8 protein-coding genes are annotated in these 12393 nt (G+C 54.1%); 5 read left to right on the top strand and 3 right to left on the bottom strand.

Going from position 1 to position 12393, the window contains the following annotated elements:
* Window positions 1-46: 46 nt before the first annotated feature.
* Together proW and proV are read right to left on the bottom strand one after the other, a co-directional pair.
* Complete coding sequence (gene proW / locus RZ35_RS10590; protein ID WP_026743277.1) at window positions 47-1189, bottom strand: glycine betaine/L-proline ABC transporter permease ProW; 1143 nt, start codon at window positions 1187-1189, stop codon at window positions 47-49.
* The gene (gene proV, locus RZ35_RS10585) at window positions 1182-2384 is read right to left on the bottom strand and encodes a glycine betaine/L-proline ABC transporter ATP-binding protein ProV (RefSeq protein WP_026743276.1); all 1203 of its coding nucleotides are present in this window, start codon (window positions 2382-2384) and stop codon (window positions 1182-1184) included. The genes proW and proV overlap by 8 nt, the downstream gene beginning before the upstream one ends.
* A gap of 1271 nt (window positions 2385-3655) precedes the next feature.
* On the opposite strand from proV, the gene RZ35_RS10580 reads away from it, so the two are divergent.
* Together RZ35_RS10580 and RZ35_RS10575 are read left to right on the top strand one after the other, a co-directional pair.
* Entirely contained in the window at window positions 3656-5452 is a 1797-nt protein-coding gene (locus tag RZ35_RS10580) for a glycoside hydrolase family 13 protein (RefSeq protein WP_026743275.1), read from the top strand.
* Between the two features lie 858 nt (window positions 5453-6310).
* The gene (locus RZ35_RS10575; RefSeq protein WP_026743274.1) at window positions 6311-8119 is read left to right on the top strand and encodes a glycoside hydrolase family 13 protein; all 1809 of its coding nucleotides are present in this window, start codon (window positions 6311-6313) and stop codon (window positions 8117-8119) included.
* Between the two features lie 117 nt (window positions 8120-8236).
* On the opposite strand, the gene RZ35_RS10570 is transcribed toward RZ35_RS10575, so the two are convergent.
* On the bottom strand, window positions 8237-9715 hold the full coding sequence (locus RZ35_RS10570; RefSeq protein ID WP_026743273.1) for an NCS1 family nucleobase:cation symporter-1: 1479 nt from the start codon (window positions 9713-9715) through the stop codon (window positions 8237-8239).
* Between the two features lie 154 nt (window positions 9716-9869).
* On the opposite strand from RZ35_RS10570, the gene RZ35_RS10565 reads away from it, so the two are divergent.
* The 3 genes from RZ35_RS10565 to puuE all read left to right on the top strand — a co-directional run bounded on the left by RZ35_RS10565 (window position 9870) and on the right by puuE (window position 12321).
* A complete protein-coding gene (locus tag RZ35_RS10565) occupies window positions 9870-10595 on the top strand; it encodes a GntR family transcriptional regulator (protein WP_026743272.1) in 726 nt (241 codons plus the stop codon).
* Window positions 10592-11329 carry an aspartate/glutamate racemase family protein gene (locus RZ35_RS10560; protein WP_026743271.1) on the top strand — a complete coding sequence of 246 codons (738 nt, stop codon included), beginning with the start codon at window positions 10592-10594 and terminating at the stop codon, window positions 11327-11329. Before RZ35_RS10565 ends, RZ35_RS10560 begins: the two co-directional genes overlap by 4 nt.
* A gap of 41 nt (window positions 11330-11370) precedes the next feature.
* The gene (puuE, locus tag RZ35_RS10555) at window positions 11371-12321 is read left to right on the top strand and encodes an allantoinase PuuE (RefSeq protein WP_051625550.1); all 951 of its coding nucleotides are present in this window, start codon (window positions 11371-11373) and stop codon (window positions 12319-12321) included.
* Window positions 12322-12393 lie beyond the last annotated feature (72 nt).

The following is a 12393-nucleotide window of genomic DNA, read 5'->3' as shown; positions in this document are numbered from 1 at the left end:
TATGATGATTTATCTTGATGTGACCGGCCGGAGCCGGTNACGAGAGTCAGGACTTGATGAAAGGACGGGCCAGTAGACCGATAGGACCGCTGTTGAACCAGCGCTGATTGTTACGGCTGCGTTTGTCGCGGCCCAGAGACTGAGTCAGTCGGTCAAGAATGATGGCCAGAATGACGATCCCGACCCCACCGATCGCAGCCTGTCCCATATCGAGCCGGCCGATGCCGCGCAGCACCATTTGTCCCAGACCACCGACGGCGATCATAGAGGCGATGACCACCATCGACAGAGCCAGCATCAGCGTTTGGTTGACCCCGGCCATAATGGTCGGCATCGCCAGCGGCAGCTGAACTTTGAACAGCAGCTGACGCGGGCTGGCACCGAAGGACTCTGCGGCTTCCAGCAGGTCGTCAGGGACCTGACGTATGCCCAGTATGGTCAGACGGACCATTGGCGGCAGCGCAAAGATAATGGTCACCACTACGCCCGGCACGTTGCCGATCCCGAACAGCATAACGATCGGCACCAGGTAGACGAACGCAGGCGTCGTTTGCATAGCATCCAGCAGGGGGCGGATAATCTTTGCAGCCCGCTCGCTGCGCGCCAGCCAAATTCCCATGGGGAGGCCGATGAGGACACAGAAGAACAAGGCGGTCAGCACCAGAGACAGCGTGACCATCGCCTGAGACCATGCGCCGATAGCGCCGATCACGATTAAGGAGATAAACGCCGCCATCCCCATGCCGAAGCTGGAGACCTGCCAGGCCAGCAGGGAGAACACGATGATGGCCACCGGTGCCGGCATTCCCATCAGCAGTTGCTGAAAGGCATTCAGGATAATATCGACCGGCNCGCGCACGCCTTGGAATACTGGGCGGAAGNGCATGACTAGCCAGTCGATGCCGCGGGTCACCCAGCTATCCAGCGGGATTAGCGTATGTTTGAACGGATCGAGCAGGCTAAAATGCTCGGGTTCCGGCGCTGGCGCGCTGCTCAGCCAGTCGGTGCTCCCGGCGGGAACATCGGTGCCGCCGGCGGGNGGAGCGGCGTTGCCCCAGGCATCAGCTCCGCCGCCATCGGTCGGGGCGGGAGCTGCGCTCCAGGGATCGGCCTGCGGCGCGGCGGTCGGTTGCTGGGCGGCTTGTTCAGCGGTCGTGGTTGACTCCCACGGGTTAGTCGCATCAGTCATTCAGAGAGCCCTCTTTATCCAGTGCCTGCAGCAGCATCCCTTTGGAGATGATGCCCATGTACTCGTTGTTTTCGCCGACGACAGGTATAGCGCAGGGAGCCTGCGCCACGAGGGAAATCAGCTCGTTGAGCGGCATGTCGGCGGGAACCGGAGATGGTTCGGACAGTAACGCTTGGTCTAGCGGCAGTTGCGCCTTGTGGGCCGCTTTCAGTGATTCAATCGATACGATACCGATGAATTTCTGGCCTCGTTCCAGCACATAGCCGAACTCTCGGTCCTCTTCCTGCAAAATAGCCAGCGCGGAACGCGGGCCCACGCCGGCTGTTTTGCGGATGATGGCGACCGGACGGCGGCGCGCGATATCTTTGGCGCTGAACACCTGACTGATGTCGACGCCGCGGAAGAAGGTGCGCACATAGTCGTTGGCCGGGTTGTTCAGAATCTCATCCGGCGTTCCGACCTGAATGACTTCGCCGCTGCGCATGATAGCGATACGGTCGCCGATACGCATGGCCTCGTCGAGGTCATGGGAAATGAACACAATGGTACGCTGTTGACGAGATTGCAGCTTGACCAGCTCATCTTGCATTTCAGTACGAATAAGGGGGTCGAGCGCCGAAAACGCTTCATCCATCAGAAGGATGTCTGGGTCGTTCGCCAGTGCGCGAGCCAGGCCCACGCGCTGACGCATCCCGCCGGACAGCTCGTCAGGGTAGGATGCCGCGTAGGCTTCCAGCCCAACCTGTTGCAGGGCGTCGCGCGCTTTCTGCTCTCGTTCCGCTCTGGGGATGCCCGCCAGATCCATACCGAATGCGGTGTTGTCCAGGATGTTCAGATGGGGCATCAGCGCGAATGACTGAAACACCATACTGATTTTTTTGCGGCGAACTTCGCGCAGGGCGCTATCTGAGATTCGGGCGATATCCTCGCCGTCGATCAGCACCTGACCGCGCGTGGGTTCTATCAGACGATTGAGAAGGCGTACTAGCGTGGATTTTCCCGAGCCGGATAATCCCATGATGACAAATATCTCGCCTTCTTCAATGGCCAGATTGGCGTTTTCCACACCGACCGTAAGTCCGGTCTTTTCAAACACCTGATCTTTATTTAAGCCCTTGTCCATCAGCTTGAATGCACGGTCAGGATGTTCGCCGAATATTTTGTAGAGATTTTTTACTTCAAGTTTAATTGCCATGAAATTGGTTAGTTCCTATAGTGACGATATTGCTTTGATGTTATGCGCTATAGATCTGCCCTGTTAACTATAAAACAGCCGTACACCCTACCATAATAATCATTTGAGACAACCCCTAAAGCCGGATTGAGTAATTTCTCTCCCTTCTTATTTTCGGTTTTTTTACGTGTTTCTATACCTCAAATTTACAGGGCTAAATATCTAAATTCGAAAACCATTAATAATATTAAACAAATATAAAATGCATTAAAATCATTGTCTTGTGTTGTTTTTGGTCGTTTCTGTGTTGATTAATCGAAATATGTTTTCACTTCCCTGATTTTGTGGTTTTGCAATATTTAGATCGGCATGAATAAATAGGGTATTGGCAAGCAGCTTTCGGTGAAAAAAAAGGCCGGTCGCTGAAGGTGTTAGCCTAGTTTTGCTAAAATAACAACAGCGTATGGGTGGTTTTTCGCACGGGACGTTACCGGAACTCAGCGAACAGTAAATGTCGTTATCTTTCCGCGATGGATAATATCCCTTCGATACAACGGATATATTCCGCGTCCTTTACCGAATACAAGGCATTATTTTGCTCAGCGCCACACCTCCACACGTGAGGTCATCATCAAAAAGCGGACCTCATGAGCAGCGGATTCAGCGTTTTGCGAGAGGCGCGATGTTACCTCCGGTCTTCCAATCCGTGTTGACGCCCACTGTCGACTCGCGGCTTGTCCGTTGTGATGGGATTGAGCGGCGACGCCTCTTTGGAAAGAACGAACAAATAGGTGATTTTCGGCGTGCGGGAATGCGTTCTGCGTTGTGAATGCCCCCTCTGCCGCCAGTAACCGCATTTCGCCCAATATCCCCACTCCGTCGTGCTATGGCGGAGATATATCCCCCATCTTTGTCATCCTCCTCGCTGTTTTGTGCGACCTGACCTGTTGCGTGTCTGCAATATCGATACCCAGGCCGATATATCAAAACGAAAAAAAGTACTGAATTGAATATAAAGGAATTATGCACTCGAAGTGCGAAAAATAAATTAAATGCACTCAATTAAATTTACCTGAAAATAAAAATAAATTATGGATAACACTAAAAGTTTCAAATTTTATTGAATGCAAATTTAAAAACTTAAATAGAAATTACTTGGTGGGTATTTATTAATAAATAAAGTGATGTATGCATATTTTCATAATGCTACTCTCGGTCTTGCTTTTAATTTAAGCGAGGAAATATAAGTATTATGTATGGAAGTAACTCATTGGATATTAGAGGAAAAGGATATGACCATGTTGAAACTAACATCGCTTATGGCTATGAGCCTGAGTATTATTATTTCAAACGGCGTTGAGCCAGCGAAAGCCGAGAGTGCTCCAGCACCAGCTTCAATACAGCAATCCAATGATTATCCTTCATGGTGGAAGGAAGCTATTTTCTATCAGATATATCCACGTTCCTTTAAGGACACGAATGGAGATGGTATTGGGGATATCCCAGGTATTATTGAGAAACTGGACTATCTAAAAGGATTGGGTATCAATGCTATTTGGATGACGCCACATTATGATTCGCCGAATACCGATAGCGGTTATGACATTCGTGATTATAGAAAAATCATGAGTGAATATGGAACGATGGACGATTTTAACCGTTTGATGGCTGAAATGAAAAANCGCGACATGCGTTTGATGATTGACGTGGTGATTAACCACACCAGCGATCAAAATGAGTGGTTCAAGGAAAGTCGGTCGTCAAAAAGTAATCCTTATCGAGACTTTTATTTCTGGCAGGAAGGCAAGAATGGGGGGCCGCCAAACAACTATCACTCGTTCTTTGGCGGTTCAGCCTGGGAAAAAGATGCCAAGACCGGTCAATATTATCTCCATTACTTCAGCAAACATCAGCCGGACCTGAACTGGGACAACCCGAAAGTCCGGCACGATCTCTATGATATCGTCCGTTTCTGGCTCGACAAAGGGGTCTCCGGTCTACGCTTCGACACGGTCGGCACCTACTCCAAGTTCCCCGGTTTTCCCGATCTGACGCCTGAGGAACTCACCAACTATGCAGTAACCTACACGCAGGGGCCGAACCTGCATAAGTACATCCATGAGATCTACACTCAGGTCTTGTCTCAGTACCCCAACATCGTGACGGCGGGTGAAGTCTTCGGCGTACCGTTCAAACAGGTTCCTCTGTACGTCGATCAGCGTCGGGAAGAGCTGGATATGGTCTTCACATTCGATCTGATCCTGCTGTATCGCCACATGACTGAAAAATGGCACTACCGCGACTGGACGCTGAGCGAGTTCAAACAGGTGGTGCAGAAGATGAATGATGTCGTGGGAGATTATGGCTGGAACGCGTTCTTCCTAGGAAATCATGATAATCCACGCGCGGTTTCGGCTTTCGGCGACGATCGCGAGGAGTGGCGAAGCCTGTCCGCTCGGGCGTTGGCGACGCTTCAGATGACGCAGCGTGCGACGCCCTTCATCTATCAAGGGGAAGAGCTGGGCATGACCAACTATCCCTTCAAATCTATCTCGGAGTTTGATGACCTCGAAACCAAGGGCTCCTGGCAAGACGTGGTGGAGACCGGCAAGGTCAAGGCCACCTGGTTCTTGGAAAACGCTAAAAAAACGACCCGAGATAATGCTCGCACGCCGTTCCAATGGGATGCGCAGAAAAATGGCGGCTTCACCACGGGTACGCCGTGGATCAACGTGAATCCAAACTACAAAGTGATCAACGCCGCGAATGAGGTCGCACATGATGATTCCATTTACCACTACTACCGACAGCTGATCGCGCTGCGCCATCGAACGCCTGCGCTCACTTACGGTAAATACACCGATCTGGCGCCGAAGAGTGAGGACATCTATGCCTACACCCGGACCACCCAAGACGCTAAATATCTGGTCGTGATCAACTTCAAAGAAAAGGTGGTCAATTACTCGTTGCCGCAGGCGCTCACGATTGATAAAGCGCTCATCGAAAGCGGCGCGAAAGCCGCCCCGGCGCATAATGCGTCTTCGCTTACTCTCCAGCCCTGGCAGTCTGGCATCTACCAGTTGAACTGATTTGTTGATACAGGAGTACTGAACGCGTCTTCGCCACGGGCACAGCCTTTCGCTCACGTCGAGCCGGGCTGTGCCGCGNGGCGAAACGTATGGACGCATTGACGCAGTTGTCCCTCATGAAGCCGTTTATTCAGGCAGTTCCACCCGCCGTGTTTCTTTATATTCATTTCTTTCTGACGTCGCTCAGGTCATTAACTTATTGGAAGTGAGGAATAAGTTTTTTTGTTTAAATATGGTGGTGTGAATTATCGGTAAATAAGTGTAACGAAATGAATGGCTTTTCAACGCGTTATTCGCTTTGAGGCGCTGATGGCGAATAAATAAGATTAACGGAATGCGCTTTTTGTCGGTGATATTACAATGTTATTTGAAAAATAAAACATCTCGTTATCGATATGAATTTGTGAAAATCGAGGATGAAATAATTTTGGGCGTTATCCAATGGTGGTGATGAAGTTGCCGTGATGAGGTCAGGTTCTCTCAGTGTCGACGCTTTCAAAACGGGAGTGGTGGTTCTATTTGTTGATTTTTATTGGTTTTTGTCCCCCTCCGCCAAATGTGAATTCTCAATAATCACGCGAAGAGACGTTTTATTATCCAATCATAATAAGCTCAATGATTTTTAATGGTGAATATAAAAAAGAGGCTATTACTCTTCCAGTAATGTTTTTTTAGGTATTCTTTGTGTTTTTACTAATTCATGGGTATAGGGTTTTAAGGTATTAATTCAATATTAAAGTGATGTGTGCTTATTTTCATGGTGCTATTCTCGACCTCGCTGTATTTACATGCCTTCGCCATAACATCAGAAATAAAAACTGTATTTTTCTTATTGTTTCAAACAAGGAAAAAAAGGATATGAATAAACTGAGATTGGCATCGCTGATTGCGATAAGTCTAGGTATTGCCCTGTGCGGGAATGTCCCTCAGGTTCAGGCGGAGCCTGGGGAAGCCGCTTCTCCTCATGGCGCCGTTATTCAGCGTTCTGACGACTACCCGACCTGGTGGAAGCAGGCCGTCTTCTATGAGGTTTATCTCCGCTCCTTCAAGGATGGTAACGGAGATGGTATTGGTGATTTGAACGGCTTAATTGAGAAGCTGGATTATTTACATAATCTGGGCATCGACGCCATCTGGATCACGCCGCACTACGATTCCCCAAATCAGGACAGCGGATACGATGTGCGTGATTATAAAAAGGTCATGAAAGACTTCGGCACAATGGAAGATTTCAATCGGCTCGTCTCTGAAATGAAAAAACGCAATATGCGTCTGATGATCGACATCGTGTTTAACCACACGAGTGATCAACACCCGTGGTTTCTGAAAAGCAAAGAGTCTACCGATAACCCTTACCGCAGCTACTACTTTTGGCGTGATGGCAAAAACGGCGGCGAGCCTAACAACTATCCGTCCATCTTCAGCGGTCCGGCGTGGGAGAAAGATGCCAAGACCGATCAATACTATCTTCACTACTTCAGCGTACATCAGCCGGATCTCGATTGGGGAAACCCGAAAGTCAGAGCCGCGCTCTACGACATCATGGAGTTCTGGCTGTCTAAAGGGGTATCCGGCCTGCGATTCGACTCCATCAATACCATCTCCAAGCAGCCGGGATTCCCGGATCTGAATCAGCAGCAATTGGGACACGCCGCGGCCACTTATGGCACCGGTCCAGACGTGCACCGCTATATCAACGATATGAATCAGCACGTGATGTCACATCACAAGGATATGGCGTTTGCCGCTGAAGCCTTCGGTGTGCCGCAAGAGTCGCTGAAAGATTATGTCGACCAGCGTCGTCATGAAATGGACATGGCCTTTACCTTCGAGTCGGTGCTGTTCTACCGCTATCCGGGCGAAAAGTGGCATTACAAAGGCTGGGTGCTGCCGCAGTTGAAAGAGGTGGTGCAACACGCGAACGAATCCGGCGGCGAATATGGCTGGCTTNCGTTCTTCCTCGGCAATCACGATAACCCGCGCGTGGTCTCCACCCTCGGCGACGACCGCCCGGAATGGCGTGAACGCTCCGCGAAAGCGCTGGGCACGCTGCTGCTGACGCAGCACGCCACGCCGTTCATCTACCAGGGCGACGAACTGGGGATGGTCAATGCGCCGTTCAAGTCCATCGACGACTACAACGATATTCAAACCAAAGCGTTCTATAAAAACCTGGTGCTCAGCGGCAAAGTGAAGGAGGACGACTTCCTGAACAACATTCGCATCACCTCGCGCGAGCAGAGCAGAACGCCGCTGCAGTGGAACGCTGAAAAAAATGCGGGCTTCACCACCGGTACGCCTTGGTACACGGTCAACCCGACCTACAAAGAGATCAATGCGGCGAGCGAAGTGTCCAATCCGAATTCCGTCTACAACTACTATCGTGAACTGATCGCCCTGCGTCACCGCATCCCGGCGCTGGTTTACGGTAAATATGCCGATCTGGACGCGCAAAACCCCGACGTTTTCGCCTATACCCGCAGCTTGAAGGGCGAACGCTACCTGATGGGGATCAACTTCAAGGAAAAAGCGATCGACTACACGCTGCCGGATCATCTGGCGATAGGCGAAACGCTGCTGGAAAGCGGTGAAAAGGCAAAACCTGAAGCTAATGCGACGGTGCTTAATCTGCAACCGTGGCAGGCGGGGATCTACAAACTGAAATAACGCGCTACACGGGCATGGCCTTCATGCCCTGTATGACGTCGCCCTTACATCCCGGCTCAGGCCGGGATGTTTTTGTAGAGCGGGCGCGGTATTTCGGGTTACCCGGCAGCAAAACGTCTATTCCACACCGGACATAGACAGGCGGCGAAGCCGATAGCCTGGGCTGCGTTCATGGCGGGCCAGAAAGCGATAACCGCCCGCGCCCAGCGCCGCGCCGATAAACCAGTTGAAATTGGCGATCGCATGCCACGACGGCATAAAGCCGATAAAGAGACAAATGCCGACGGCGGGGAGCAGCGCCAGAACGGCGTTGGGATTAAAACCGCGGCGATACCAGTAACGCCCCTGTGGCGTCGCGTTAAACAGATCGTCGACGCACACGCGTCCGCCTTTGATCAGATAAAAGTCGGTCAGCAGGATCCCGAAGAGCGGGCCAATGAAAGCGGCCAGCACGTCCAGCGTGTAGTGGATCAGTTCGGGCGACTGGAAGAGGTTCCAAGGGGTTAGCAGGATCGACCCCACGGCGGCGATCATTCCGCCCGCGCGAAAACTGATCCGCTGTGGCGAACAGTTGGAGAAGTCGAAGGCCGGCGACACAAAGTTCGCCACGATATTGATGCCGATGGTCGCGATGATCATGGTCAGCAGGCCCAGCGCGACGGCAACGCCGCTGCCGATGTGACTCACGGTTTCGATCGGATCGGTGATCATCTTGCCGAACAGCGACTGCGTACCGGAAACGATCACCACCGTTACGATGGAGAACAGCAGGAAGTTGACCGGCAGCCCCCAGAAATTGCCGCGGCGCACGTCGCGCATCGTCTTGCCGTACCGGGAAAAGTCGCCGAAGTTCAGCAACGGCCCGGAGAAATAGGACACCACCAGCGCGATGGCGGTGATCATCTGCCACAACTGCTCGCCCGCGCTCAGGGAGTGACTGGACAGCGTGAAGGAGATGCCCTCCCAGCCGGTCTGGTAAACAATCCAACCGGCCAGCCCCAGCATCACTATATAGACCGCCGGACCGGCGAAATCGATAAAACGTTTGATGGCCGCCATGCCGTGCCAGAACACCATAGCCTGTAGCAGCNAGAGTATGCCGAAGCATATCCAGCCCAGCGCGGACAGGCCCAGCCAGTGAGGCTCGGTCAGCGGGATCAGTGAGGGGTAGAACTTCAGCAGCGCCAGCATCAGCGCGTTGGCGGCCAGATAGGTTTGTATGCCGTACCAGGCGAAGGCGATCAATCCGCGGATCACCGCCGGGATATTGGCGCCGAAAACCCCGAAGGCCTGACGACAAATCACGGCATAGGGAACGCCGCTCATCTGGCTGGGTCTGGCGATCAGATTGGCGCACAGTTGAACGATGCCAATACCGGCCAGCAGACAGACCAGCACCTGCCAGCTGGCCAGCCCCAGCGTAAAGAAACTGGCCGCGACGACGTAGCCGCCCATACTGTGCACGTCGGACATCCAGAAAGAAAAAATGTTATACCAGGACCAGTTCTGCGACCGCACCGGCGCGAGGTCCTCATTGCATAACCTGGGGCTGTAGTCTGTCCGCATGGCGCGGTTCGATGAGGTATTTTCTGGCATGGAATCTGCTCCTTTGGATAACCGAACGTCTTCTTCATACGATGGTGTATACAAAGGGTGTTTTGCAGGATTCGGGCCATAATCTATTTTTTGTATACAAAGCTTGAGGTTTGAAGTGTACGATTTAGCCATGAAATGGTGATGGAATAACGTGATGAACTATACCTATGGTCTTGAAGACGAAACGCTTTCTCAGCAAAAGGACGAAGTGATTTATCACGCTTTGCTGAATGCGATTGTGGAACACCAGCTGCTGCCGGGCACCAAATTGCCGGAAGAGGCGCTGGCGGAGGTCTTTGGCGTGAGCCGAACCGGCATCCGCAAAGTGCTGCAGCGTCTTGCCGCAGTGCAAATGATCAACCTGGCGCCCAAGCGTGGTGCACAGGTCGCCACCCCCTCGGTGGATGAAGCGCGGCAGATCTTTCATACCCGCAGTCTGTTGGAGTGCGCCAACCTCCCTCAGGNGGTGGCGCATTGCCGGGCAAGCCACTGTCAGGCGCTGGAAAAAGTGGTGCAGGCGGAAGACAACGCCCATCAGGATCAGAATGGCGCAGAGGCGATTCGCCTGTCCGCCGCGTTTCACATTCAACTGCAGGCCATCTCCGGTAATGCCGTATTGACCGGCATGGTGTCTCAGCTCACGCTGCGTTCTTCGCTGGTGATTGCCGCCTATGGCGCACCGTGGCCACAGGGGTGTCGTTATCACGATCATCAGCGGTTGGTCGCCCTGCTGAGAGACAAAAAGACGGCGGCGCTCACGTCGGAAATGCAGCGGCATTTCGACGACATCACCGCCCATCTGCGATTTGATCGCGACGACAGCGTCGCGCCGGATTTCTCCCGCCTGTTCGGTCATCTCAACAGGGAAGTGAAGGCATGAGCGGCTGTGTGATTCAGGTCATCAACCCGAACACCAGTCGGGAAATGACGGAGACCATCGGCTCCGCCGCCCGGCGAGCGGCCCACGCGGGCACCGAAATACGCGCCGTGTGCGCCTCTCNCGGCGCGCCGTCGATAGAAGGGCACGTCGATGAGGCCATCGCCGCCCTCGGCGTGCTGGAGCAAATCCGGCAGGGCAAGGCGCAGGGCGTGCACGGTCACGTTATCGCCTGCTTCGGCGATCCGGGTCTGCTGGCCGCGCGGGAGCTGGCGGCCGCGCCGGTCGTCGGCATCGCCGAAGCCGCGATGCATATGGCGACGCTGGTGGCGACGCGTTTTTCTATCGTCACCACGTTGCCGCGCACGCTGGTCATCGCGCGGCACCTATTGCATCAGTATGGCTTTGAGCGCCACTGCGCCGCGCTGCACGCCATCGACCTACCGGTGCTGGCGCTGGAAGACGGGCAGGGAGTGGCGCAACAGAAAGTGCGCGAACAGTGTATACAAGCAAAACAACAGGATGGATCCGGCGCTATCGTGCTGGGCTGCGGCGGCATGGCGGATCTGGCCGGCGAGCTGACGCGGGAGCTGGAGATCCCGGTGATCGACGGCGTCAGCGCTGCGGTCAAACTGGTTGAATCCTTGGTCGGGATGGGGTTGACCACCAGCAAGCACGGCGACCTCGACTATCCGCTGCCCAAACCGCTGACCGGTCCGTTCAGCCAACTGCGCTGACATCGGTTTTATCTCCTCAGCCACAGAAAAGAGAACACAGCATGAAGACAGTGACGCAGGCGTTGCGGGAAGGGCGGGACTACCCGCGCGATCTGATGGGTTATGCGGGCCAGCCGCCGCACGCCCGTTGGCCGGGAGGCGCGCGCATCGCGGTGCAGTTTGTCCTCAACTATGAGGAAGGCGCGGAAAATAACGTGCTGCACGGCGACGCGGGCTCCGAGCAGTTTCTGTCCGACATCATCGGCGCGGCCAGTTACCCGGACCGCCATATGTCGATGGACTCGTTGTATGAGTACGGGGCTCGCGCGGGTTTCTGGCGCATTCACGCGGAGTTTCAGCGTCGCGGTCTGCCGCTGACGGTGTTCGGCGTGGCGATGGCGTTGGCGCGCAATCCCGCCGTCGTGGCGGCGATCCAGGCGGCGGACTACGACGTGGTCTGCCACGGCTGGCGCTGGATCCACTACCAGGACACGCCTGTGGCGGTTGAACGCCAGCATATGGCCCAGGCCGTGGAGACGATGACGGAGCTGTTCGGCCGCCCGCCGCTGGGCTGGTACACCGGCCGCGATAGCCCAAACACGCGTCGGCTGGTGGTGGAACACGGCGGCTTCCAGTATGACAGCGACTATTATGGCGACGATCTGCCGTTCTGGATGCCTGTGGCGGGGAATGACGGCGCGGCGCGGCCCCACCTCATCATTCCTTATACGCTGGAGGCCAACGACATGCGTTTCGCCTCGCCGCAGGGGTTCAACTGCGGGGAGCAGTTCCTGACTTACCTGAAGGACAGCTTCGATGTGCTGTATGCCGAAGGGGAAACCGCGCCGAAGATGATGTCTGTCGGCATGCACTGTCGGCTGCTGGGGCGGCCGGGTCGCTTCCGCGCGCTACAGTGTTTCCTCGACTACATTCAGCAGCATGATCGGGTGTGGATTTGCCGTCGGCAGGATATCGCCGACCACTGGCGTCAGCACCATCCTTATCGCGGTTGATACCGCCCTCGCCATGAAGTCAAAAAGGCCGCGCAGATCATCGCGGCCTGTCGTCATCACGCGGCTGCCCGG

It is taken from the genome of Lonsdalea quercina subsp. quercina, from assembly GCF_000688655.1.
In the GTDB taxonomy this organism is placed as follows: domain Bacteria; phylum Pseudomonadota; class Gammaproteobacteria; order Enterobacterales; family Enterobacteriaceae; genus Lonsdalea; species Lonsdalea quercina.
Note: the sequence above shows the minus strand (reverse complement) of the source record. Positions and strands in the feature narration are given on the sequence as shown.

Coding starts and splice junctions, on each gene's coding strand:
- proV (WP_026743276.1), bottom strand. CDS start 2,384: ATGGCAATTAAACTTGAAGTAAAAAATCTCTACAAAATATTCGGCGAA.
- puuE (WP_051625550.1), top strand. CDS start 11,371: ATGAAGACAGTGACGCAGGCGTTGCGGGAAGGGCGGGACTACCCGCGC.